We start from the raw sequence: 23,061 nt of genomic DNA, 5'->3' as shown, positions 1-23,061 counted from the left end.
GGAAGGACACCGACCGATGGCTGCTGACGCCGAGCAGCGGCGCGCGTTGCGAGACCGGGCCGGGCTCGCCCTCATCGACGCCGCACCGCAGGGCTGGCTGCGGATCGACTTCCGCTGCCGGGCCGTGGTGGAGGTGCACGATGCCACGTTGTCGGTGCTGCTGAACGACGGCTCCTACCCCGCTGTTCCGGTTCCGCAGGAGGCCGTCGACGCACTGCTGCGGCTGCGCAGCGCCATGTACGAGCCGGGGGAGGGTACGTGGTTCTCCGCCCGGTACCTGATCGACCCGCCTGGCAGGCTGCACGCGAACTACAACCTGGACTTCAACCCCCGCTGGGAGCCGGGAATCGCGCCCGAGGGCTGGGTGCGTGACCTGGAGGCGTTCCCCCGCGACGCGGAGCACATCCCCGGCTGGCTGCGCGCCGAGCTCGCCAGGGCACGGCAGGGGGAGGCCCAGTGACCACAGTGGAACCCGGTGGCCTGACCCCGGACGAGCAGGACGAGCTCTGGCGGCGCATCACGAATCTCGTCGTGCACTTCATGCCCACCGACTCGGCGCACGTCCTGCTGACCTACCGCGCCCTCGGCGACTACACCGAACTACCGGTGATGGTGCGCCGGGTCAGCGACGGCGGCCTCGAGCTGTGGACCCCGCCCGGGGAGCTCGCCGAACTACTGGGGCGGCTGCGTGCCGGCATGTACCGGCCCGGCAGGGGAACGTGGTTCCAGGCCGCGGCGCAGGTGTTCGTCGACTCGCGCTTCGAGTACCGCTACACGTGGGACGAGGAGCCGCCGTGGGACGGGACGGTGCCGCCCGCGGCCCATGCCCGCGAGCTGGCCGTGTTCCCCCGCGACGAGGGCCACGTTCCCGGCTGGCTGCGGGAGCGGGTCAGCCGGGCCGCGGCGGTCACCCTCGGCGGCGCCGCCGACCCGGAGAGCGCGGCCAAGGAGGCGTTGCGCGCGGCGGAGGAGGCGGCGGCCGAGCTCGGTGCCGACGCGTCGCGGTTCCGCATCGGCGAGGTCGCCGACGGGGCCTGGTGCCTGGTGCCCGAGGGCGAGCGGTGGGCGGTGTTCTGGGCCCAGGGCGACGAGCGGCTGGAACGCGCCGTGTTCGACACGGCGGCGCAGGCCGCCCGCTACTTCACCGGGCACCTGTACCTGCATCGCGCCGCGTTCCGCGACGAGCTGCCGCCGGATGCCAAACGGCCCGCCGAGGAGTGGCCGATCCAGCCCGCGGGCGACGACATCGGGCTCAACCTCTACCGGGGCAAGCGGCTGGTGACGCTGCCGCCCGGCACCGAGCTCGACCGCTACGGCGACCCGTCCGGCAACACCCTGTATGCGGCGGGCACCGAGTTCCCCTACCGCTCGCACGAGCCCGACCAGGAGCGCGACGAGTACCACGTCTACCGGTTGCGGCACGCGGTCCGTGCCCTGACCGGCACGGCGGTGCCGTGGTTCGACCAGCCCGGCGGAGGGGTGGCGTTCCTGCTGGAGCGCCCGGTGGCGGACCTGCTCGCCGACGGGGTGCTCGAAGAGATCCCGCACCGCACCGTGGCCCCGCCTTCCCGGCCCTGACCCGGCGCCGAGAGGAACAGCGATGACCCAGCCACCACCGGCGCCGCTGGGCGCCCAGGAACAGCAGCAGCTCATCCAGCGGATCGGCCAGGCGATCGCCGCCGTCGCCCCGGCAGGCTGGCGCCGGCTGCACGCCGAGTACCGCGCCGTCGGCAGGCACGTCGAGGCCGACCTGACCGTCGTCGGCGCCGACGGCACCCCGCGGCCGCTGCCGCCGCCGTCGGAGGCGGTGCGGTTGTTCGGCAGGCTGCGCACCGGGATGTACGAACCCGGGCGGGGAACATGGCTGGGCGCGGCGCTCACCGTGGAGCCGCCCGCGAACGCCTACGCGGACTTCACCTACCACCAGGAGCCGCGATGGCGGCGGGTGCCGCCGCCGATCGGTTTCCAGGACGAGCTGCGCTTCTTCCCGCGTCCGGACAACGCCGTCCCGGCATGGCTGCGGCAGCGCGCCGCGGGCAGGCAGCCGGACGAGTCTCCCGCGCGTGCGGCGGAACCGGAGCCCAGGGCGGAGGCGCCGTCATCGGCATCGGCACCGGCACCGTCGGCTCCCGGCGTGAGCCTGCGCACCCCGCGGGTGTACGACGGCCTCGACGACGACGGCAGGCCGGTGGTCACGCGTGCTCCGCTGACACCCGCGGAGCGGGATCTCGTGCTCGACTATCTGAACGCGGCGCCGGTGGTGCTGTCGGCCCGCAGCTACGACACGGACGCGTTCGCGCCCGAGCGCGAGCCCGCCGTGCCGCTGAACTTCCGCACCGACGGCACGTGGGTGTGGCCCGGCGCGGTGGCGTACTACCTGCGGGAGCACGGTGTGGCGCCCGACCCGGAGCTGACGGCCCACATCCGCGCCCGCGGCTTCACCCTGCCGGAGGTGGGTGAGCCCGCGCGGGAGCTCGCGGTCGCCACCGTGACCGGTCAGCCGTCCACAGCGGACTGATCCGGCTCCGGTTTCGGTCCCGGTTTGCCCGGTTTGGGTGGGCGGGCCGTGATGAGCACGTTGATCCACCGGTTGTTCGGGTCGACGTCGACCAGCAGCGCCTTGGTCATCAGCGTCAGCGGGATCGCCAGCAGCGCGCCGAGCGGGCCGATGGCCCACGTCCAGAACACCAGCGCGAGGAACGACAGCGTCACGTTGATCCCCACGGCGTCGCCGACGATCTTCGGCTGGATCACGCCCTCGACCACGAAGTTGATGCCGATGTAGAGCACGATCACCAGCAACATCGGGCCCGGCCCGCCCTCCAGCAGCGCCAGCAGCGCGGGCGGCACCAGGCCCAGCGCGAAGCCGATGTTGGGGATGTAGTTGGTGATGAAGGCGAGCAGCCCCCACACGAGGGCCAGCGGGATGCCGAGGATCAGCAGCGCGATGACGTCGAGGACCGCGGTGATGAGGCCGAACGCGGACGTGACCCACAGGAAGCGGCGGGTGCCCGCGGCGAACGACGTCAGGGCGGTCACCACGTCGCCGCGCTCGGCCACGATCGCGCGGAGCCTGCCGGGGAAGTTGACGGCGTCCATGCCCATGAACAGCACCACGAGCACGATGAGCAGCAGGTCGGACGCGATGCCCGCCACCTGGCCCAGCACGTTCTGCAGCACGCCGACGACGCTGCTGAGATCCAGCTGCGCCAGCGCGTCCTCGATCTGCACCTGGCCGATGCCGAACCGTTCGAGCTGGGTGCTGACCTGCTCGACGAGCGCGTTGAACTGGTCGCTGTAGGCGGGCAGGCGGGCGGCCAGTTCGGCGATCGCGAAGCCCAGCGACCCGGCGAGCACCGCGAGCACGAGGTAGGCGGCGAGCACCCCGGTGATCGTCGCCAGCCAGATGGGGGCGCCCCGGCGGCGCAGCCACGACGACAGCGGGCTCACCGCGAGCGTCAGGATGAGCGCCACGAACACCGGGCCGAGGATGCTGCCGAGGCTGCGCACCCCCGCGACCACGACGGTCAGCGCCGCCATCCCGGCGAGGACGACGAGCCCGCGCGGCAACGCCAGGCCCGCGTCCCGGGAGGGGTCGGTCGTCACAGCAGCCCGCTGGGGTCCGCGGGCACGTCCACCGCGTGCTCGCGCAGCGCGTCCAGCGGGATGACCTCGATGGCGCGCTCGTGGGTGGAGGCCAGCACCACGGGGGGCGCGACACCGGCCTGATAGGACTCCAGCCAGCGGGCCGCGCTCACGCACCAGCGGTCGCCGGGGTTGAGCCCGGTGAACCCGTACTCGGGGCGGGCGGTGACCAGGTCGTTGCCCATGGCCTGCTGGTGGGCGAGGAACTCCGCCGAGACGACCGCGCACACGGTGTGACTGCCGAGATCCTCGGGGCCGGTGGTGCAGCAGCCGTCACGGTAGAAGCCGGTCAGCGGATCCGTTCCGCAGGGCTCCAGCTTCCCTCCGAGCACATTGCGATCGGTTGTCATGGTTCAAGCGTGGCACGTGCGGTGCCCGTGGGCGAGGCTACGCGCGAGGTGAGAGATGCGGCCTGCCACCGGCGTGGCCGACGGTGGCCCCGGCCGCCGCGACCGCGGCCTCGGCGGCCTCGCGGGTCGAGCCGCCGCGGGTGAGGGTCGCCGTCAGCCCGGCGATCAGAGCGTCCCCGGCGCCGGTGGTGTCGACGACCTCGGCCTCGCCGTGGGGCAGGAAGAGGGTGCGCTCGGCGTCGGCGAACAGGTCGCCCTCACCGGCGACCTCCAGCACCGCCAGCGAAGGCCCGCTGCCGAGGAGGTCGGCGGCCGCGCGCTCGGCACCCGCCACGGTGTCCAGCGAGCGGCCGGTGAGCTGTTCGCCCTCGCGGGCGTCGGCGCGCACCACGTCGGCGTCGGCCAGCAGCACGTCGGCGTCCTGGTGGGGGGCGCCGTCGAGCACGACCCGCGTTCCGGAGGCGCGGGCGAGCCGCGCGGCCGCCAGAGCCGTCTGTCCGGGTTGTTGCAGCTGGAGCACGACGGTGTCGGCCTCGGCGATCATGCCGGACGCGGCGGCGATCTCGTCGCGGCCCACGAGCGTGGGACGCGGGATGTGCTCGAGGTAGCGCCAGTGGCCGTCGTCGTCGACCACGTCCACGATCAGCGCCGTCTCGGTGTCGTCCCGCCGCACGGTGGCGCTGGTGTCGATGCCGTCACGGCGGGCCTGCGCCAGCATCTCCCTGCCCACGTCGTCGTCGCCGGCCACGCCGACGAGGGCGACGCGCGTGCCGAGCTGGGCCAGCCCCACCGCCTGGTTCGCGCCCTTGCCGCCGAGCATCTCCCGGCGGTGGCGGACGTCCGCGCTCTGCCCGGCGCCCGGCGCCTCGCCGACCGTGAGCACCAGGTCGCGGGCGAGCTGCCCGACCACGACCACCTCGACAGCCATGCCCGGGCCGTACCCGGGACGGGGCCAGGTAAACACGTCACCGCCAGGCGAACACCGGCTGCTCCAGGTCGTGCACGCGGGTGGGCCTGCCGTGCAGCGCGACCTCGCGGAACTGGTAGAGCACGGCCGCGGTGGGCGCGTGGATGAGCGTGCCGGCGAGCGGCAGCTGGATGACCGGCCGGTCGGACTCCGGGATCCGGACGAACCGGGGTTCGAGGTCGAGGTCGGTCAGCGGGATCCAGAACAGCTCGGCCACCTCGTCCGGGCTGGGCACCGGCTCCGGGTCCGCGCCCGCCCACACCACCACCGGCGTGATCACGTAGCCGGAGCGGGTCACGTAGTCGTCGAGCAGGCCCAGCACGTGGTCGGGGCGGAGGCGGACGCCCAGCTCCTCGTGCAGCTCCCGCAGCGCGGCCGCGGTGGCGTCCTCGCCGTCGTCGAGGCGGCCGCCCGGCAGCGCGAACTGTCCCGCGTGGGACCGCAGCGAGGGAACGCGGCGGGTGAGCCAGAACCCGGCCTGCCCGTCGCGGAGGGCGAGGGTGACGGCGACGGCGGCGCGCCTGCCCTCGGCGGAGCTGGCCTGTGGGGTGAACCGCCGCACCGCCTCGGCGATCGGGGCACGGGCGTCGGGCGGCATCGGCCCATCGTAGATCGTGGCGGTGCTGAGCCGGCTCAGGCGGCGGCGTCCGGCAGGCCGAGCGCGGCCCTTCCGGCGCCGGTGAGCCGGACGGCCACGCGCTGGCCGATCAGCCCGGGGCGGGCCGGGCGGATCAGGCCGTCGCGGGTCAGGGCGTGGGCGGTGACCTGGTCGCAGCAGGCCAGGCCGTCGAAGAACAGGTCGGGCTCCGAGCTGCACGCCAGCTCGGCGCGACCGGCGTCGATGGCTCTCAACCTCGCGAGCGCACGGCCGGAAGGAACAACAGCGTCCATGTTTCACTCACAAAAACGCTAGATTCGTTTTGTAGATGTTATGTCGGACTGGCCCCTTGCGCAATGAGTGACACCATAGTTTTATACATCGAAACGCCAGCCGTGAACCGCAGGGAGGCGAGCACCATGCTGGGACAGGACTTCACGCCGCGCGTCGTCTACCGGGACGGCGAGCGCTGGCTGCGGGTGCGCACCCGCGGTCCCGTCATCACGCGCGGAGTCGCGACAGCGACCGTGCGGCTGACCGCGGAGGACGCCGAGGGCACCGTCTGCAGGGCGAAGGTCCACGCCGCCACCGACTATCCGACGGCCGGCGCGTTCCCGGCCGCCCTGGACGACGGGCTCGTGCACGCGGCCACTGGCTAGACCGGAGAACAAGGCGACCGGAAGGACTCGCCAGTGACACCGATGAACGCCCGCGGCCAGGCGGACCCCTGGCCACTCGGCCGGCACGTCATCACCCGCACGCGCGACTTCGAGGAGATGCGGCACCGCGTCAGGATCGTGTTCTGCCCGCACGAGGCGTGGTTCACGACGAGCGACACAACGCTTGCCGCCGAGCAGCGCGGGCTGCGCCTGCGGCACACCACCCCGACGATCACCGCGTACGGCGGCGACGTGACCGTGCGCGTGGACGAACTGCCGTTGTATGCCCTGCAGATCCCGTTGCGGGGCACGGCCGCGGTCTGGTCCGGCGCGGAGCGCGTCGCGTCCGGCGTCGCCTGTGCGTCCACCCCGTCCGCTGACGACACGTTCGCGATGCGGATGCCGCGGGACTGCGTTCAGCTGATCTGGGCGATCGACACTGTGCTCGTGCGGGAGTATGCGTCCCTGCTCGTGGCCGAGGACGTCGGAGGGAGCCCGGTCCGGCTGGAGCTCGGACTGGATCTGAGCGCCCAGCGGGGAAAGCTGGTGCGGCGCCTGGTCAAGGGACTCCTCGACTGCGTCCAGCGCAATCCCCGCTGTGCGACCGATCCGCTGCTGATCCGCAACGTCGAGGGCGCGCTGGCCACCGGGTTGCTGCGCGCCCAGTGGCCCGGCTACCGGCAGGCGGCGGCCGCGGCGCTGCCGGCGTCCCGGCCCGTCGTTGCCGAGGCGATGGAGCGCTTGGCGGCGGGGCCCGAGCGGTTCGCCGCGTTCCCCGACCTCGCGGGCGCGGTGGGCGTCAGCGCGCCGGCGCTGCAGGCCGGCTTCCGGCGGGCGGGAGTCTCCGCGGAGCGGTTCCACACCGCCGCCCTGCAGAGGCACGTCTACCAGCGGCTCTACCGCACCGACCCCACCGCGGGCCGCACGGTGGGCGACGTGTGCGACCAGTTCGGCGTGCTGTTCCGCGACGCCTTCGCCATCGGCTACCGGCAACACTTCGGCGAGACGATGGAACAGACCCTGGCTCGTGAGTGAGGGCTTCGCGACAGACCTGCCGAGACCGGCTGTCGACTTGTCGGTGACCGCGCTGACCTACCGGGCGTTCCGCTGAGTAGATCCGTCGTACGGCGCCGGGCTAAGCAAGACCGCCTCGGAACGCAGTCATATCGTCTCCTTCTCCGAGCCGTGGCTGTGGTCACCACTGGTGGCTACTGTCAGCTGAGCGAGACTGTGCTAGCCGAGATGCCAGTCGTGGCGCAGTAAATCCTGGCGGAAACCGCGCACTGGGTGGTTCCTCTCTTCCAGGATCTGGTCGCGCACGAAGCTCGCCGCGACCGAGGCGTTCGAATGATTGCGCGCCGCACCGCGTGTGGTCAGCGCGCCGTTCGCGCCCGTGCGGTTTCCGCCTTCCTTGGGCGCCGCCTATTTCCTCCAGATCGCCGACGTTGTCGCCTTGCGGCACACCGTCACCGAGGAGGCCCTCCGGATGAGCGAGATCGTGGGGCCCAGTCGGTCGCGAAGGTCGAGCCCTGAGGCCGGCTCAGTGGCGATAGGTGGTCTGCAGCGGGGTCTCGCCGTACTGACGCAGGTACCGGTTGGTGAAGGTGGAAATCGCGACGACGCTTTGCTTGCGTAGCAACCTTGTTACGGCGACGGAGTCCGAGGGGCAAGCGGCGAGCAGGACCTTGCGGACATGGCGCAGCCGCTTCGCCTCGAGGACCGCGGCCACCGTGGTGTCGAGATGCCGGTGAAAGCCCTTGTCCAACGCGGGCAGGCCAACGCCGAGCTCGCGGGCTACATCGGTGACCGTGGGGTAGCGTTGCGGCTGGTGGTGCATCAGCTCGGTCGCGGCGTCCACGACTCGGGACGGCGCAGGGCTGGCGAATTCGTCCAGCAGGAACATGGTGTAGCTGTGGGGCTGGGCCAGGAGGAGTTCCTGGACGAGCAGTCGTTCGACGGGGTCGATCAGCAACGGGTCGGTGGCCAGGCTCGGGTCCCGGCTGAGGTCGGTCACCAGTGACTTGAACAACGCCATCCAATCGCGGCGACGCATGCCGGTGACGGGCAGGTTTGGGTCGAATAGGACCCGGTGCTCGACCTCGGCGTTGATCATGTGAGCCAGCTGGCGAATCACGAGGGTGGGTTCGATTCGCCAGATGAGTTGTTCGCAGCCGGCCCCCAGCCACATGGAGACCGAGTTGCCGCAGTCCGCGACGGACCCGAGGCGAGGGCTGGCCAGAAATCGTCGGCTCTGCGAGTCCACGACGAGTGAGCCTCGAAGCGGAATCTTGACAACGTAGAACGTCAGTTCGGTCACGTCGACGATCGCCTCGGCGCCGTAAGCCGTGTAGGTGTGCACGGTGTCGCGAAGCCGGACCGCGTGCTGGCGCGCATTGACGCGGGGACTTCTGCCGGGAACTCGGAACCGATGGTCGCAGAAGACCTTCGAAATGTGGGCGTGAGTCTGGTCGACATCCTGAGATCGGAGGACCTCATAACGCTGGAGTGGGAGCTCCGGCTCGTAGCGATTCACGCGCCTGCCTTCCCCGCGAGGCCGCTGGATGAAAAACGGCAAACCGCGTGAGCGTGGCTGCGATGACCACTTCCCATCACTACACCAGCCTCTCTCATTTATGAAACCAAGGTTTTAATCGACGGGCGACGCTAGCAGATTTTCACTCCGGAATTCAACCGAGTGATTGTGTTTACAAAATGTGAGGAGACGCGTCCATGGAGCAGTTAACGTAGAAACCTACGTTCCAGGAATTCAGGAATAATCGGAAATAGGTTTACTCAATGTCTATTTCCTCGATGTGGCGCTTTCGTAGCATCAGTAACACGACGGCGGCGCCTGCGAGAGCCAGCAAGGCGACGCCCCGCATCGCCGTGGCATAGCCGCCGAGCGCCACGCCCGCATGGATGGCCGCGACAGAGGAGAAGACAGCCAGCCAGAGTCCGCTGCCCACCTGCGTGGTCGTGTTGATCAGTCCGGATGCCAAGCCGGCGTCGGCGTCGGGAAGCTTGGCTGTCGCGAGTGAGAAGAGCGTGACAATCGCGCAGCTGGTGCCGAGGAAGGTGATGATCACTGCTGGCAGTATGGCGTCGGCGTAGCGACTCGTGGCGCCGAAGCAGGCCAGTAGTGTCGCGCCCGATGATACGCAGGTGAGGGACACAGCCAGGAGTACCCTGGGATCCAGCTTGGACAGCAGGGAGCGGGTCGCCAGCGAGCCGGCAGCCACCGTCGCGCTCGCCGGAAGCAGCGCGAGCGCGGCCTCGAACGCGCTGTAGTGCAGTATCTGCTGCAGATGGAGAGTCAGCAGGTACAACACGGTTACGGGTGTGCCGACGACCAGGAACATCGTGACGTTAGCCGCGGTGAGCGTGCGTAGCCTGAACACCCCGAGACGGACGAGGGGTACCCGCCGTTTGAGCTGAATGATGACGAAGGCCGTCAGCAGTCCCACCGACAGCCCTTCGGCGACAAGGGTCGATGACGCCGTCCAGCCGTTCTCGCGACTGCTGAGAATCGCGTAAACGGTGGCGGTGATACCTGCGGTGACCGTCACGGCGCCACCAATGTCGATCCCGTGCACGCGGCGACGTGGCATGTCCGGAAGGATGCGGCCAGCGACTATCAGGACCGCCACGCTCGCCGCGGTGATGGTGAAGAAGGTGAATCGCCACGACAGGGCTGCGGTCAGGACGCCGCCGAGCAGGAGGCCGAGTCCGGCAGAGCCGGCATTCACGGCACTCCACGTCGCCAGCGCTCTGCGCCGTTCGCGCTCGCCGGTAAAGGTCGTGGTGATGATCGTCAACGCGGTTGCGGAGAAAAGGGCCGCACCAACGCCCTGTGCCGCACGCAGCCCCACAAGCATTTCCTTGGTCACGGCCAGTCCGCACAGCAGGGACGCGGCCAGAAAGACAGACAGTCCGATGAGGAACATGCGCTTGTGCCCGAACACGTCAGCGCTGCGCCCGCCGAGCAGGAGGAAACCGCCGTAGGTCAGCGTATAGGAGTTGACGACCCAGGTCAGGTTGCTGCCACCGAAGCCCAGCGCAGATTGGATAGCGGGTAGCGCGACGAACACGATCATCATGTTCACCAGCACCACGAACTGTCCGAGGCACACCACGGACAACACCGTCTGTGGGTGCGCTGACGGCTGCACGTCGGTGGCCGGCGTGCTGGGGCCCAGGGTCATTGCCGGCTCCGCAGACCGCCCACCGGCATCGGGCCGAGGTCGACGGATGGTCGCGGTCTTCGGCCCGGCAGCGGTTCAGCCTCCGGTCTGCGAACGGGCACGTCGGGCATTCCTTCAGCGGGCCGTGAACAATCCGAGTGTGGCGATGGCATTGTGCGCGACGGACAGCAACGATCGCACCGTCGTCAAGTACGTCTTGGCTTCCTCGTTACTGATGTGGCTGTCCCTGCTGACCGGGTCGCCCAGCTCGACCGAGCGCTTCCTGAGCAGCTCCACCTGTGAGAACTGGTGGCCGAACTGCGCGACGACAGCCTCACCCTTGACCTGGACACCGGCGCCGGTGGCCGGCCGCAGTCCCTGATGCGCCAGCAGCGCGGACGCGATCAGCTGGGCCGCCTCCGACAGCAGTAAGAAGGCCGATGGCGGGGACGTGTCCAGCAGCTGCTCGGCAGCCCTGATGTGCTGTGCGGCCAGGTCGAGGAACGGGCGATGGTTGGCGGCCGCACCGCTCACCATATCGAGCTGTCCGGCATTGAGCAGGCGGGTGAGAACCTGGCGGCCGTCGGGCCAGGGGCCGCCGGTGGCGGGCTGGTGCCGCGGCCGGACCGGGGCGACCTCGACAACGGGCTGGCCTCGGCGCTGGTGGGGAATCTGCAGGTAGTCGGCCTGCGCGTCGGCAGGACGGGTGGACACGTGCACCCGGCACCGCAGGCGGTTCTGCACGCGTCGCACGGCCGTGCCGATCATGCGCTGGTCACCCGCATGACCTCGCGCGAGCACCAGCAGCACCTCGATGCTGTCCGCCGCCGGGCCGGAGATACCCGCGAAGCGTTCCGCCCAGACGCCGCCGAGCATGATCCGCGCGACGCCGGGAACGCAGCCGAACTCCTCGCCGATGATCTGGGGCACGCCGTAGGTGGACTGGATGAGGTCCGTCAGCGGTCCGATGAGGGGGCCCGTGTCGGCGGCACGCATGAGCCGGATCGTGCCGTCCGTCCGGCTGGTCAGGATGCCGGCCACCTCGAGCAGCCTGCTCTCCTTGTCGACGGACGCCAGCGATCCGCCCGCATGCTCGGCCAGTTCGGACAGGCTGAACGACCGGTGCGGGTTCAGCAGGGCGGCGGCCAGAATCCCGGCCTGAATCCTCGACCGGAAGACGGGCAGCAGGGCGGGTGTCCCCTGCGCCCGGCGAGCGGGGCCAGGCTTGACCGGCGCGTTTCGCGTCACCACAGCGTGGCCGAGGCGCGTCCTTCTCCGGGACGCCGCGGCGGCGGCGTCGAGGCGCTCCTGGGGCACCTGCAGCACGACGGAGAGCCACTGCCGGGAGCCGAACCGCGGTATCTGGTGGCCGCGTTCCCAGCGGGCCACGAGGTCCCGCGTGACGGTCGGCTTACCCGACACCGTCGCAAGCTCCCGGGCGAGGGTGTACTGGCTCAGTTGCCGCTGCCGTCGTGCTGACCGGATGAGCTGGGAGATCGGCTCGTCGGATACGCATTCCATGATCGATCGCTCCTTTTGTGCAACTCGTCAGATAGACGCTAGCGCGCCCGCAGGCGCCAGTCAGTCCGATTCGCGCCCAATTGATGGCAATTTCGCGAACCGTGCCGATGATCGGTTCCGGTGCCGGGGGCATTGTCAAGCCGCCATTGGCCTGAACTCGTCCCCTGGCTGGTGTTGATCCTGCTGGCGACGCTGGACGGCAGCGGCAAAACCGTGGGGTCGCAGTGCTGGAGGAGAATGTAATGCATTTCGCTGACCTGCTGATCGATCGGGAAGCATCAATTAGATCAGCGCTTTCCACCATCGACAAGAAACAGGTCGAGCAGGTCTTCGTCGTGGACGCGCGGGGCCGGCTGGTCGGCGTGATCGGCGAACGGGAGATCAGGCGGGCTCTGCTCGACGGGCACGACCTCGGGTCTCCCGCCTACCCGCTGGCCGAACGGTCGGTGATCACGGCGAAGCCCTCCGAGGGCCGGGCCGAGGTGCTCGATCTCATGCGCGCGCTGCAGTTGTCGGAGATCCCCATCGTCGACGAGGACGGGCGGATCGTCGGTGTCCATGCCGAGCGCGAGCTGATGGGCGTGCAACGCTGCGACAACTGGGCCGTCATCATGGCCGGTGGGAGGGGAACGCGGCTGGCCCCGCTGACCGACCGCATCCCCAAACCCATGCTCCCCGTCGCCGGCAGGCCGATCCTCGAACGCCTGGTGCTGCACCTCGTCGGCGCGGGCGTCAGCCGGATCTTTCTGTCGGTCAACTACCTCGGGAAGATGATCGAGGAGCATTTCGGCGACGGTGGCCAGTTCGGCTGCGAGATCGAGTATCTGCGCGAGGACCCCGACACCCCACTGGGGACGGCGGGTGCGCTGGGAGTCCTCGATGATCTCGGGTACGCGCCGACCCGGCCCCTGCTGGTGCTCAACGGCGACATCGTCAGCGAGTTCTCGGTGCGCGACCTGCTGGCCGCGCACGGCAGCAAGGACGTGGTCGCGACCATCGCGATGAGCGAGTACCGGCACCAGATCCCGTTCGGCGTGCTGGAGTCGGAGGCCGGCCGGCTCGTGCGCATCGTCGAGAAGCCGACGCCTTCGTGGCCGGTGAGCGCCGGTGTCTACGTACTCGACCCGAAGCTGTTGCCGCGAATACCCCGCGGCGAGCTTTTCCCGATGACCGCACTGTTCGACGACTGCCTGAGCAGGGGATGGCCCATCGGTCTGTGGGCCCTGCGCGAGCCCTGGCAAGACATCGGCCGGCCACATGAACTGGCACAGGCGAGGGGAGAGGTGTGAGCACGCAACCGCGCGCGGGTGACCACTCGTCCGTCGGAATCCTCGGCACGGGTTCCTATGTGCCCAAGGAGGAGGTGACCAACGACTGGGTCGCCGAGAAGACCGGCGTCACTCCAGAATGGATCGAACGCAAGACGCAGATCACCGCGCGTCGCTATGCGGCGCCGACAGAGGCGACGTCCGACCTGGCCATCAAGGCCGCGATCGAGGCACTGGGGCAGGCCGAGCTGGCCCCGGAGCAGGTCGACTACCTCATCGTCGCCACGTCCACTCCAGACTCCCCGCAGCCGCCCACCGCGGCACTGGTCCAGCATGAGCTCGGGGTCTACGGCGCGGCCTGCTTCGACGTCAACGTCGTCTGCAGCGGGTTCGGGGGCCGCCGTCGGCACTGGCAAGAGACGCGCCAGGGACGTTGCGCTGCTGGCCGGCTGTTGTCCCGCAGGCAGCGCTAGTGATACCGGCTGCCAGGATGCCGCTTAACGCGCGGATGAACGATCGTCGGTCTGTGCTCGGCGTCTTCATTTTGGGCCCTTCGTTGTGTTCCCGCGACGAATCATGTCTGGGTGGGCGAACTCGTTGCCAAGACGTCTGCCATTGATGAAACGCAGGTTTCAAAAAGATAGATCTACGCATTAGTCGATGTCAACGCGGGAGAGGCGTTGGCTGCGAAAGGACGTTGATCGGGTGCCGACATCTGACGCTGCTGATAATGGGCAACACCGCCTACGTTGGCGGACTGAGGTGGTCAAGATGGCCAGCCGGGCCGGCGAGGTCGCGATGGTGCGCGGTCGCTGGCCGGCGGCATGCGGTGGAGCGTCGTGTGTCGGCTTGGCCAGTTAGATCGGGGGTCTGAGGTTGCTCCGATTAGCCAGAACAGCTGGGTTCGGATGGTGTGGAGGCACCTAGTGGAGATCGCTCCCATCGATAACGTGTCCGGAAACCGATAAGAAGGCTCGATGTTCGACTTTGGCGAGCCAGTCCTTGTTCCGCAACCGCGCATGTGGCGGTCGGCTAGCGGAGAAGTGGTAGTCCGCGGTCTTGATGTTCGGTCCTTACCTGTCGGGCTGGACGCGTACACGGGGCGAGTCCACCAGTTACTGAGTCTGGTTGCTGGGCCATCAGAAGGCCGGGTGGTACCTGTCGTATTCCGCGAAGGTAGGTTTCCCTCCGAAGGTTATGAGTTGCGGATTGATCGGTCAGAGGTAGAGATAGGGGCTAGTTCGGCGCGTGGCGTTCTGCATGCGGCCCGGACGTTAGTTGATCTTTGGGATCAGGCGAATGGTGCTCTACGTGAGGTCAACATTTCAGATAGCCCGACGTTTCCGGTCCGGGGCATTTTTGTTGAGTCGTTTGTCGGTACCGACAGCATGTGTTTAGACGATTGGAAACTGCTGATTGATCGGATGGGCCAGCTAAAATTCAACACTATCGGTGTTTCTATATATAATTGTTGGGATATTCATCATGAAGGCGACAGGAGCGAGTACCTCTTTACGCCGCTCGATGATTTTCCAGCACTGAGGTCTACGCAACGAATAGTTACTTGGGACCCGGTCGGCGAGCGGGAGTGTGAGTATCGCTACTTGCCCAGCATGTATCAGGACGACTTCTTTGGCGAAATAGTGCTCTATGCCGCCGCGCAGGGGATTGAGGTGATTCCTCACCTAGGGGGTCCTGGTCACTCGACGTTGATCCCACGTGCTGTTCCGGGCGTATCTGCGTTGGATGAAGACGGACGGCCTACCGGGTACGGATATTGTGTGACGCATCCGACTGCGAAAAAGACGCTCGCTAGAATTGTCGGTGCTCTGGTGAGGCAGCATCTCAGGCCAAATGGTATAAGCCGACTGCACGTCGCGGGCGATGAGTACTACCCGATAAGCAATGTCGACCCGTTTGACCGGGCACGCGTGGTCAGCCCATACTGCCGTTGCTCCGAATGTAAGAAACTGGATCCTGGACAGCAGCTTGTTGAGTATTTGACGATAATCGGTCAAGCACTCGCTCGTGACGGGATTGGAATGATTCATTGGCACGATTCGTTGATTCGCGAGGATGCCTTAGATATATACCTGGCACGTTTGGAGAAGCTAGGCTTGCCTGCTCCGGTGATCGCTTGGTGGAACTATAATGATCCTGCGCTACGACCCGTGACGAATCGAACGGAGGCCTGGAGCTGTCCGACAACGGGTCTTGCGTCTTTCATGTTCCCGCAGGACTTCTCATCGAACATCGAGACTATGCTTCGTCGTGGCTATGAGGCTGGCGCTTCGGGCGCTTTTGCCTATTCGTTGCCCGTCGAGAGCGATCTCGCCAACTACGCTTTTCTGGCTGACCTTTCATGGAACTTCGAAGGGTCCGGGGGCGTCAGTGGTTTTAGGCTGCGCTGGGCGAGTCGAACGTGCCCAGAAAACGCGCAAGCAGCTGGATCTGCGCTGGCCCAGGTGAGCACGGTGACGGCCTGCTATCCGCTGGTCATGTACATATTGAACCACGTGTTTCCATTTTTTGCGACTGGCCTTGGAGGGTCGAAGGCATATCCGGACGATCTGCTGCATGTCTTTTCGGTCGTCCAGCCACCGATGGCTGAGGTACTTCGGCAGACGATTGAGACGCTTCGTGATGCGGCATCGCAGATGCCGGTTGGCCGCGACCTGTATCTGTGGCCGAATCCGATGAATGTGTGGAGGCGAGAGCACAACCGAATGGCCGATTTTCTTGAGCTGTTCTTGGACATCTTGGCGGTTGCGCGCTCGGGAAGCGTTGACATCGGCGGTCTACAGGAGAGGTCTATCGAAGTTCTGCGCGATACGGCTCGAGAGGGGACGGCATGCTGGCTACCGTTTATTTTGCGTGAGCGGTGGGGCTTAATTCGCGAGATTGGGCCCGTTCTGCATCGGTTGCGTTCGGGCGGTGGCGTGTCCGCCTCGGAGACGTGGTATGCATGGAACCTCTGACCTCGCTTATGCTGAGGTCGGATCGCCTTTCCCGTCATACTCGTTCGGTAAAACCATCTACCTGTTTTGGTAACGTCTTTGTGGGTAGGGTGCTTCGATGGTCGGATTGTGTCGGTCCTGAATGCGGCAAGATCCACGTGCACGTTCTTGTTTCAGGACGTTCGGTGTGGCAGGGCAGACGGAGACGAGCGCCGATTCTTGGATCTACCGATCAGACTATTCGTATAGCGTATGTTGGCACGGCGGTGGGGGCGCAGCTCGAAAGCCAGGCGTCAGTCGAACGGTCGGTATGTCGCCGTGTCGCTCGATGTAGTCGGATTGTAGGAATCTCGATCCGGGCGTCGTCTGCGGCGGAACCCTTGACGCGTGAAGAGTTTACTAGCTAGTTTTGCGCAGTAATGAAACAGTGAATTCGGCGTATGAGGTTGGCCACTTTCCGATGGATGGAGATGTCATGGTTGACGCTGCCCGCTTGCCGGTAAAGTCACGTAGCCTTAGGCAAAGGGGGCGATTGCGCACGCCCGGTGGGGTTCACTCCAACGTGCGCCTGGCCGGCCCACAAAGATTCATCGAATACGCCCAAGGTCCCTGGCTCTTCGATGTCGATGGCCAGAATTACGTCGACTATCTCCTCGGCCAAGGTCCCAACTTCCTCGGTCACGCGCCCCCGGCTCTGGTCGATACCGTCAACGAGGCCTGCAAACGGGGACTCATCTATGGCGGCCAGCACAAACTCGAAGTCGAAGCGGCCGAAGTCGTCTGCGAGGCGCTCGGCTGGGCCGACATGGTGCGCTTCGGCGTTTCCGGCACCGAGTCCGTCCAGGCGGCGCTCCGGCTGGCGCGGGCGGCGACGGGGCGGACGAAGGTCGTGCGGTTCGAGGGGCACTACCACGGCTGGCTCGACAACGTGCTGATGGCGGACGGCGCGACAGGGTGGGGCGTCGCCAGCGCAGGGCAGGTGGCCGGCCACCTGGACGACTTCTTCCTGCTGCCGTGGAACGACATCGACCGGCTCGCCGACACGCTCGCGTGGCAGGGCGACAAGATCGCCGCTGTGATCATGGAGCCGATCATGATCAACGCGGGCGTGATCGAGCCCAAGCCGGGATACCTGGAAACCGTTCGCTCCCTGTGTGACGAGTACGGTGTCGTGCTCATCTTCGACGAGGTGATCTCGGGCTTCCGGCTCGGGCTCAGCGGGGCAGCCGGGCGTTACGGCGTGATCCCCGACCTGGCGACCTACGGCAAGGCGATGGCGGGCGGGTGGCCGGTGTCGGCGCTGGCGGGGCGCGCCGAGCTGATGGCGCTGTTCGGCACCGGCAAGGTCAACCACTCGGGAACGTTCAACGGCTCCGTGATGGCCACCGCGGCCACGCACGCGACCGTGTCCTTCCTGCGCGACCACCAGCCGTACGACTCGATCGCCGAGCACGGGCGCGCGCTCATGGACGGTCTGCGGGAGATCGGCACGCGGCACGGCCTGCCGCTGCGCGTGCAGGGGCTGCCCATGGCGTTCCACGTGTCGTTCGGCGACGGCGACGTCACCGACTACCGATCTTTGCAGCAGCTGAACCTGGCCCGCTACACCAGCCTGGCCGCGTCGCTGGTCGAGCACGGACTGTGGGTCGCCGGGCGCGGCGTCTGGTACGTCTCCGCCGCCCACGGCGCCGACGAGCTCGAGGCCGCCCTCACGCGGTTCGACAAGACACTGACCGATTGGGCGTGAGCATGGTCCGGCCACTGGGCGATCTCGACGGCAACACCGCCTCCTTCTCGCCGTTCCGCCGCGCGGGGGAGTTCATTTTCGTCTCCGGGCAGGCCTCCGTCGAGGACGGGGTGATCGTGCCCGGCACGTTCGAGGAGGAGATGCGGCGCTCCATCGAGAATGTGCGGCGGATTCTCGCCGGCCAGGGACTGTGCCTGCGCGACGTGGTGAAAGTCGGCGCCTACGTCCAGTACGCCGGTGACGTCCCCGAGTTCAACCGCCTCTACCGCGAGTACTTCCACCCGCCGCTGCCCGCGCGCACGACGATCACCAGCTGCCTGGGCGACCGCATCAAGTTCGAGATCGACGTCGTCGCCTTCGGGGGAGAGTAGCCGTGCGGTTCGCGATCCTCGGCCTCTTCCACGAGACCAACACCTTCTCCGCCACCCCCGCCGACCGGCGCCTCTTCACCGCCAACGGCATCCTGCGCGGCAAGGAGATCGTCGACCAGCACGCCGGGTCCTCCACGACCATCGGCGGATACCTGGCAGGCACCCGCCGGCTCGGCATCGACGCCGTCCCGCTCGTGTTCGCCTTCGTCACACCCGTCGGCCCCATCACCGAGGACGCCTTCGACGCGCTCGTCGGCGAGATGACCGGCGAGCTCACCCGGCAGGGCCCGTGGGACGGTGTCCTGCTGAACATCCACGGCGCCGCCGTCGCCGAACGACATCGGGACGCCGACGGCGAGATCGCCCGCCGGGTGCGCCGCGTCGTCGGGCCGGACGTCCCCGTGGGCGCCGTGCTCGACCTGCACGCCAACGTCTCCGCGCAGCTCGTCGACGCGCTGACCGTCACCCTCGTCTACCAGACGAACCCGCACATCGACGCGCGCGAGAAGGCCATCGCCTGCACCGAGCTCGTGGCACGAACGGCAGCGCGGAAGATCCGGCCACGGCAGTCGCTCGTGCAGCTGCCGCTGGTGGTCAACATCGCCCGCCAGGACACCAGCGAGGAACCCATGGCGTCGCTGGTCGCCAAGGCCGCCGCCATCGCCGAGCGCCCCGGCATGCTCTCCGCCAGCGTCGTCGAGGGCTTCCCCTACGCCGACGTCCCGCACATGGGCATGTCCTGCCTGGCCATCCACGACGGCGACGCGGCGGCCGCCCGCGCCGCGGCCGAGGAACTCGCCCGCGACGTCTGGTCCTGCCGCGAACGGCTCCAGGCCCGGGAACTCAGCGTCGACGAGGCCTTCGACGTCGCCGAATGCGAGCCCGCCGGACCGGTCGTGCTCCTCGACGCCGGCGACAACGTCGGCGGCGGCGCGCCCGGCGACTCCACCGTCATCCTCGCCGCCGCCATGACCCGCGGCATCCGATCGCTCGCCATGTCGCTCTGGGACCCCGAATCCGTCCGGTTCTGCCGGAGCGCCGGCGTCGGCGCCGAGGTGCAGCTGCGCGTCGGCGGCTGGAACCCCCACTCGCCGAACCCGCCCGTCCCCGTGAAGGGCCACGTGCGCGTGCTCACCGACGGCCGCTTCGAGGAGCCGAAACCCACCCACGGCGGCTTCCGCTTCTTCGACATGGGACCGACCGCCGTGGTCGACACCGTCGACGGCCACACCCTCGTCCTCACGTCGAAAGCCATCCTGCAGTCGAGCCTGCACCAGTTCCTCAGCGCGGGCGTCGACCCCACCGGCTACCACGTCGTCGTCGCCAAGGGCGTCAACTCACCCCGCGCCGCCTACGGGCCCATCGCCTCGCGGCTGATCGTCGTCGACACCGACGGCGTCACCGCGATGAACCTCGACCGGTTCACCTACCGCCACCGGCGCCGCCCCCTGTACCCGTTCGAACGCGCCCTCTTCGACCCGGAGGCCACCTCGTGAAGATCATGCGCGTCGGCGACCCCGGCGGCGAACGGCCCGTCGTGCTCGACGACGACGGAACCTACTACGACCTCGCGTCCATTGTCGACGACATCGACGCCGCCTTCCTCGGCTGGGACGGCCTCCGGCTCGTGCGCCGCGCTCTCGACCGGCGCGAACTGGCCGAAGTGGACATCAGCGGCAAGCGGGTCGGCGCGCCGATCGCCCGGCCGGGCGCGGTGCTGTGCATCGGCCTCAACTACCGGGCCCACGCCGCCGAGTCCGGGGCCGAGGCACCGGCGGAGCCCGTGCTGTTCCACAAGTCGCCCAACACCGTCGTCGGCCCCTACGACGACCTGCTCATCCCTCGCGGATCGACCAGGACCGACTGGGAGGTCGAGCTCGGCGTCGTGATCGGCCGCAAGGCCCGGTACCTGGAGTCGCTGGCCGAGGCCCGCTCCTGCGTGGCCGGGTTCGTGCTGTCCAACGACGTGTCCGAACGCGACTTCCAGCTCGGCAGGCCGGGCGGGCAGTGGTCGAAAGGCAAGTCGTGCGAGACGTTCAACCCGCTCGGCCCCTGGCTGGTCCCCGCCGACGAGATTGCCGACCCGCAGGCGCTGGCCATCCGTTCCGGGGTCAACGGCCAGTCGCGCCAGGACTCCAAGACCGCGGACATGATCTTCGGCGTCGCGGAGATCATCTGGCACCTGTCCCAGTTCCTGGTGCTCGAACCCGGCGACCTCGTCAACACCGGAACCCCCGAGGGCGTCGCCCTGTCCGGCCGCTACCCGTACCTGCGGGAGGGCGACGTCGTCGAGACCGAGATCAGCGGCCTCGGACGGCAGCGCACGGTGTGCAGGCTCGCGTGAGGCTCGGCGCCACGGCGGTGCGTGCCCTCACGAAGGCCGTAGGGGAGGAGCACGTCCGGTTCACCCCGGGCGAGCTCGCCCCCTACCGGCGCGACGCCACCCCGCTGTTCACCGGCCACCCCGACGCCGTGGTCTTCCCCGCCGACACCGGTGAGGTCGCGGCCGTGCTCGGCGTCGCCACCGAACACGGCATCCCGGTGGTGCCGCGCGGCGCGGGCTCCAACCTGTGCGCGGCGACCGTGCCGTCGCACGGCGGCATCGTGCTGGTGCTGACCCGCCTGAACCGCATCCTCGAACTCAGCCGCGACGAACTGCTCGCCCGCGTGCAGCCGGGCGTCGCCGTCGCGCGGCTCGCCGAGACCGCCGCCCACGCCGGGCTGCTCTACCCGCCCGACCCGGGCAGCCGCGGCGTGGCCACCGTCGGCGGCACCATCGCCACCTGCGCGGGCGGCCTTCGCGGCCTCAAGTACGGCGTCACCCGCAACTACGTGCTCGGGCTCGAGGCCGTGCTGCCCACCGGCGAGACCATCCGCACCGGCGGCCGGCTCTGGAAGGACGTCGCGGGCTACGACCTCACCCGCCTGCTCACCGGCTCCGAGGGCACGCTCGCCGTGATCACCGAGGCCACCGTCGCCCTGCTGCCCATGCCGTCGCACAGCCGCACCGGCGTCGCCTACTTCGGCTCGCTCGCCGAGGCGGGCCAGGCCGTGTCCGCCATCCTGGCCGCCGGTGTCGTGCCCGCGACGCTGGAGTTCCTCGACCGCAAGTGCGTCGCCGCCGTGGAGGCCCACGCCCGGCTGGGCCTGCGCACCGACGCGGGCGCCCTGCTGCTGTTCGGCGACGACGGCCCCATCGAGGTCGTCGCGGGCAACATGGTCCGCATCCGCACCCTCTGCACCGAGGCCGGAGCGTGGGAGACCACGCTCGCCGAGGACGTCGCGGCCGCCGACGCGCTGCTGGCCGCGCGCCGCTGCTCGCTGCCCGCCCTGTCCCGGCTCGGCGCGCTGACCATCCTCGAGGACGCCACGGTGCCCCGCCCGCGGCTGGCCGACATGGTCGCCCGCATCGACGAGATCGCCGACCGGCACGGCCTGCACATCGCCACCTTCGGCCACGCGGGCGACGGCAACCTGCACCCCACGTGCGTGCTCGATCCCGGCGAGCACGGCGCCGCCGACCGCGCCCACAAGGCCTTCGCCGAGATCTTCGCCGCCGCGCTCGAACTCGGCGGCACCATCACCGGCGAGCACGGCGTCGGCGCCGCCAAGCTGCCCTTCCTCGCCGACCGCGTCGGCGACGCACAACTGGCGCTGCTGCGGCGGGTCAAGCAGGCGTTCGACCCCGCGGGCATCCTGAACCCCGGAAAGCTCGGCTCGTGAGCGACATCTTCGACAAGGACCTGCTGCAGCGCTGCATCTCCTGCGGATTCTGCCTGCCCGCCTGCCCCACCTACGCGCTCACCGGCGACGAGGCCTCCTCGCCGCGGGGCCGCATCACGCTCATGCGGGCGCTGGAGCCCGGAGAACTGGCCGCCGACGACCCGGCCCTTGTGGAACAGTCGTCGTTCTGCCTCGGCTGCCGCGCCTGCGAACCCGTCTGCCCCGCCGGGGTCCGCTACGGCGCGCTGCTGGAACAGTGGCGCGACCACCAATGGCGGGGCCGGCGCCGGCCGTGGCCTGCCCGGCTGCTCATGGGCATCGTCGCCCGTGCCTGGTTGCTCGGACTGCAGGGACTCGCGCGGCGGCACGCGCGGACCCGGCCGGCGCCCGCCGGGCCGTCACTGCTGCTCGGGTGCGTCGAGCGCGGCCTGTACCCGGGCGTCAGCCGGGCCGCGGTCCGGCTGCGGCCGGAGCTGGCCGCACCGTCGCGGCAGGGATGCTGCGGCGCGCTGCACGCGCACAACGGCGACTCCGCCGCCGGCGCGCGGCTCGCCAGGACCCTCGGCGGCCGGCTGCCCGGCACCATCGTCACCACGGCAGGCGGGTGCGCGGCGCACCTCGCCGAACACCTCGGACGCGACCGCGTGCGCGAGTTCGGCGAGTACCTGGCCGAGCAAGGGCACCGCCCGGCCGGTGAGGTGCGGGTCGCCGGGCGGCGCGCGCGGGTCGCACTGCAGGACTCGTGCCACGGGCGCAACGCCCTCGGGGTGCACCGGCAGCCCCGCCAGCTCATCGCCGCCGTCGCCGACTACGTCGAACTGCCGGGCGCGGCCGACTGCTGCGGCGCCGCGGGCACGTACGCCCTGTTGCGGCCGCACGACAGCAGGCGAGTGCTGGCCCCGAAACTCGCCGCGATCGAGCAGGCCGATGTGGACTTCGTGGTAGCCGTCAATCCCGGCTGCCTGCGCCAGCTCCGCCGCGGCCTGCGTGGTTCCCGGGTGCGCGCGGTACACCTCGCCGAGCTGCTGGCCCTGGCAGGCGGAAATGGGCCCTACCCGCCAGGGCGGCGCTGAG

The 23,061-nt window shown here is 68.9% G+C and carries 22 protein-coding genes; 14 read left to right on the top strand and 8 right to left on the bottom strand.

Annotation, left to right across the window (positions count from 1 at the left end):
- Positions 1 to 16: 16 nt before the first annotated feature.
- From BAY60_RS33610 to BAY60_RS33600, 3 genes are read left to right on the top strand one after another with little or no spacing between them, the layout of a single operon-like run.
- Positions 17 to 460: a hypothetical protein gene (locus BAY60_RS33610; protein WP_112285388.1), complete on the top strand. Its 444-nt coding sequence runs from the start codon at positions 17 to 19 to the stop codon at positions 458 to 460.
- Complete coding sequence (locus tag BAY60_RS33605; RefSeq protein ID WP_245992921.1) at positions 457 to 1,578, top strand: TNT domain-containing protein; 1,122 nt, start codon at positions 457 to 459, stop codon at positions 1,576 to 1,578. The genes BAY60_RS33610 and BAY60_RS33605 overlap by 4 nt, the downstream gene beginning before the upstream one ends.
- A gap of 22 nt (positions 1,579 to 1,600) precedes the next feature.
- Positions 1,601 to 2,518, top strand: coding sequence for a ferredoxin (locus BAY60_RS33600; RefSeq protein ID WP_112285387.1), 918 nt, complete (start codon positions 1,601 to 1,603; stop codon positions 2,516 to 2,518).
- Here BAY60_RS33600 and BAY60_RS33595 read toward each other — a convergent pair.
- Genes BAY60_RS33595 through BAY60_RS33575 form a run of 5 tightly spaced genes read right to left on the bottom strand, consistent with a single transcriptional unit; the run spans position 2,497 to position 5,814 of the window.
- Positions 2,497 to 3,606 carry an AI-2E family transporter gene (locus BAY60_RS33595; RefSeq protein WP_211330548.1) on the bottom strand — a complete coding sequence of 370 codons (1,110 nt, stop codon included), beginning with the start codon at positions 3,604 to 3,606 and terminating at the stop codon, positions 2,497 to 2,499. The two genes, BAY60_RS33600 and BAY60_RS33595, sit on opposite strands and share 22 nt — an antisense overlap.
- A complete protein-coding gene (locus BAY60_RS33590; RefSeq protein WP_112285386.1) occupies positions 3,603 to 3,995 on the bottom strand; it encodes a DUF2237 family protein in 393 nt (130 codons plus the stop codon). The genes BAY60_RS33595 and BAY60_RS33590 overlap by 4 nt, the downstream gene beginning before the upstream one ends.
- Positions 3,996 to 4,032: 37 nt before the next feature.
- Positions 4,033 to 4,923: a PfkB family carbohydrate kinase gene (locus BAY60_RS33585; protein ID WP_112285385.1), complete on the bottom strand. Its 891-nt coding sequence runs from the start codon at positions 4,921 to 4,923 to the stop codon at positions 4,033 to 4,035.
- Between the two features lie 37 nt (positions 4,924 to 4,960).
- Positions 4,961 to 5,560, bottom strand: coding sequence for an NUDIX hydrolase (locus BAY60_RS33580; RefSeq protein WP_112285384.1), 600 nt, complete (start codon positions 5,558 to 5,560; stop codon positions 4,961 to 4,963).
- Between the two features lie 35 nt (positions 5,561 to 5,595).
- Entirely contained in the window at positions 5,596 to 5,814 is a 219-nt protein-coding gene (locus BAY60_RS33575) for a hypothetical protein (RefSeq protein ID WP_425466501.1), read from the bottom strand.
- 165 nt (positions 5,815 to 5,979) lie between these two features.
- Between BAY60_RS33575 and BAY60_RS33570 the strand changes: the two genes are divergently transcribed.
- Together BAY60_RS33570 and BAY60_RS33565 are read left to right on the top strand one after the other, a co-directional pair.
- Positions 5,980 to 6,219, top strand: coding sequence for a hypothetical protein (locus tag BAY60_RS33570; RefSeq protein ID WP_146771126.1), 240 nt, complete (start codon positions 5,980 to 5,982; stop codon positions 6,217 to 6,219).
- 42 nt (positions 6,220 to 6,261) lie between these two features.
- On the top strand, positions 6,262 to 7,254 hold the full coding sequence (locus BAY60_RS33565; RefSeq protein WP_112285381.1) for a cupin domain-containing protein: 993 nt from the start codon (positions 6,262 to 6,264) through the stop codon (positions 7,252 to 7,254).
- Positions 7,255 to 7,759: 505 nt separating this feature from the next.
- Here BAY60_RS33565 and BAY60_RS33560 read toward each other — a convergent pair.
- The 3 genes from BAY60_RS33560 to BAY60_RS33550 all read right to left on the bottom strand — a co-directional run bounded on the left by BAY60_RS33560 (position 7,760) and on the right by BAY60_RS33550 (position 11,921).
- The gene (locus BAY60_RS33560) at positions 7,760 to 8,752 is read right to left on the bottom strand and encodes an AraC family transcriptional regulator (RefSeq protein WP_146771124.1); all 993 of its coding nucleotides are present in this window, start codon (positions 8,750 to 8,752) and stop codon (positions 7,760 to 7,762) included.
- Positions 8,753 to 9,008: 256 nt separating this feature from the next.
- Positions 9,009 to 10,421 (bottom strand): MFS transporter, encoded by a 1,413-nt coding sequence (locus tag BAY60_RS33555; protein WP_112285379.1) that lies wholly within the window; start codon positions 10,419 to 10,421, stop codon positions 9,009 to 9,011.
- Positions 10,422 to 10,535: 114 nt separating this feature from the next.
- Positions 10,536 to 11,921 (bottom strand): hypothetical protein, encoded by a 1,386-nt coding sequence (locus BAY60_RS33550; RefSeq protein WP_112285378.1) that lies wholly within the window; start codon positions 11,919 to 11,921, stop codon positions 10,536 to 10,538.
- 242 nt (positions 11,922 to 12,163) lie between these two features.
- Here BAY60_RS33550 and BAY60_RS33545 point away from each other — a divergent pair, with 242 nt between their 5' ends.
- The 9 genes from BAY60_RS33545 to BAY60_RS33505 all read left to right on the top strand — a co-directional run bounded on the left by BAY60_RS33545 (position 12,164) and on the right by BAY60_RS33505 (position 23,060).
- Positions 12,164 to 13,210 carry a nucleotidyltransferase family protein gene (locus tag BAY60_RS33545; RefSeq protein ID WP_112285377.1) on the top strand — a complete coding sequence of 349 codons (1,047 nt, stop codon included), beginning with the start codon at positions 12,164 to 12,166 and terminating at the stop codon, positions 13,208 to 13,210.
- Entirely contained in the window at positions 13,207 to 13,662 is a 456-nt protein-coding gene (locus tag BAY60_RS33540) for a 3-oxoacyl-ACP synthase III family protein (RefSeq protein ID WP_211330547.1), read from the top strand. Before BAY60_RS33545 ends, BAY60_RS33540 begins: the two co-directional genes overlap by 4 nt.
- A gap of 504 nt (positions 13,663 to 14,166) precedes the next feature.
- Positions 14,167 to 16,167: a glycoside hydrolase family 20 zincin-like fold domain-containing protein gene (locus BAY60_RS33535; protein ID WP_112285376.1), complete on the top strand. Its 2,001-nt coding sequence runs from the start codon at positions 14,167 to 14,169 to the stop codon at positions 16,165 to 16,167.
- 454 nt (positions 16,168 to 16,621) lie between these two features.
- A complete protein-coding gene (locus BAY60_RS33530; RefSeq protein WP_112285375.1) occupies positions 16,622 to 17,893 on the top strand; it encodes an aspartate aminotransferase family protein in 1,272 nt (423 codons plus the stop codon).
- A gap of 2 nt (positions 17,894 to 17,895) precedes the next feature.
- Positions 17,896 to 18,264, top strand: a complete 369-nt coding sequence (locus BAY60_RS33525; RefSeq protein WP_112285374.1) for a RidA family protein — start codon at positions 17,896 to 17,898, stop codon at positions 18,262 to 18,264.
- A 2-nt stretch (positions 18,265 to 18,266) separates the two neighbouring features.
- Positions 18,267 to 19,760, top strand: coding sequence for a M81 family metallopeptidase (locus BAY60_RS33520; protein ID WP_112285373.1), 1,494 nt, complete (start codon positions 18,267 to 18,269; stop codon positions 19,758 to 19,760).
- Positions 19,757 to 20,608, top strand: a complete 852-nt coding sequence (locus tag BAY60_RS33515; RefSeq protein ID WP_112285372.1) for a fumarylacetoacetate hydrolase family protein — start codon at positions 19,757 to 19,759, stop codon at positions 20,606 to 20,608. Before BAY60_RS33520 ends, BAY60_RS33515 begins: the two co-directional genes overlap by 4 nt.
- On the top strand, positions 20,605 to 21,987 hold the full coding sequence (locus tag BAY60_RS33510) for an FAD-binding oxidoreductase (protein ID WP_112285371.1): 1,383 nt from the start codon (positions 20,605 to 20,607) through the stop codon (positions 21,985 to 21,987). Before BAY60_RS33515 ends, BAY60_RS33510 begins: the two co-directional genes overlap by 4 nt.
- Positions 21,984 to 23,060, top strand: coding sequence for a (Fe-S)-binding protein (locus tag BAY60_RS33505; protein WP_112285370.1), 1,077 nt, complete (start codon positions 21,984 to 21,986; stop codon positions 23,058 to 23,060). Before BAY60_RS33510 ends, BAY60_RS33505 begins: the two co-directional genes overlap by 4 nt.
- The last annotated feature ends 1 nt before the right edge of the window (position 23,061 follow it).

The organism is Prauserella muralis (assembly GCF_003202285.1).
GTDB classification, from domain to species: Bacteria; Actinomycetota; Actinomycetes; order Mycobacteriales; family Pseudonocardiaceae; genus Prauserella_B; species Prauserella_B muralis.
Note: the sequence above shows the minus strand (reverse complement) of the source record. Positions and strands in the feature narration are given on the sequence as shown.

Bases quoted from the DNA above. Each gene is read 5' to 3' on its own strand.
- BAY60_RS33545 (WP_112285377.1), top strand. From the start codon at position 12,164: ATGCATTTCGCTGACCTGCTGATCGATCGGGAAGCATCAATTAGATCA.
- BAY60_RS33565 (WP_112285381.1), top strand. From the start codon at position 6,262: ATGAACGCCCGCGGCCAGGCGGACCCCTGGCCACTCGGCCGGCACGTC.
- BAY60_RS33610 (WP_112285388.1), top strand. From the start codon at position 17: ATGGCTGCTGACGCCGAGCAGCGGCGCGCGTTGCGAGACCGGGCCGGG.
- BAY60_RS33590 (WP_112285386.1), bottom strand. From the start codon at position 3,995: ATGACAACCGATCGCAATGTGCTCGGAGGGAAGCTGGAGCCCTGCGGA.
- BAY60_RS33585 (WP_112285385.1), bottom strand. From the start codon at position 4,923: ATGGCTGTCGAGGTGGTCGTGGTCGGGCAGCTCGCCCGCGACCTGGTG.
- BAY60_RS33525 (WP_112285374.1), top strand. From the start codon at position 17,896: ATGGTCCGGCCACTGGGCGATCTCGACGGCAACACCGCCTCCTTCTCG.
- BAY60_RS33550 (WP_112285378.1), bottom strand. From the start codon at position 11,921: ATGGAATGCGTATCCGACGAGCCGATCTCCCAGCTCATCCGGTCAGCA.
- BAY60_RS33530 (WP_112285375.1), top strand. From the start codon at position 16,622: ATGGTTGACGCTGCCCGCTTGCCGGTAAAGTCACGTAGCCTTAGGCAA.
- BAY60_RS33535 (WP_112285376.1), top strand. From the start codon at position 14,167: ATGTTCGACTTTGGCGAGCCAGTCCTTGTTCCGCAACCGCGCATGTGG.
- BAY60_RS33555 (WP_112285379.1), bottom strand. From the start codon at position 10,421: ATGACCCTGGGCCCCAGCACGCCGGCCACCGACGTGCAGCCGTCAGCG.
- BAY60_RS33580 (WP_112285384.1), bottom strand. From the start codon at position 5,560: ATGCCGCCCGACGCCCGTGCCCCGATCGCCGAGGCGGTGCGGCGGTTC.
- BAY60_RS33570 (WP_146771126.1), top strand. From the start codon at position 5,980: ATGCTGGGACAGGACTTCACGCCGCGCGTCGTCTACCGGGACGGCGAG.
- BAY60_RS33600 (WP_112285387.1), top strand. From the start codon at position 1,601: ATGACCCAGCCACCACCGGCGCCGCTGGGCGCCCAGGAACAGCAGCAG.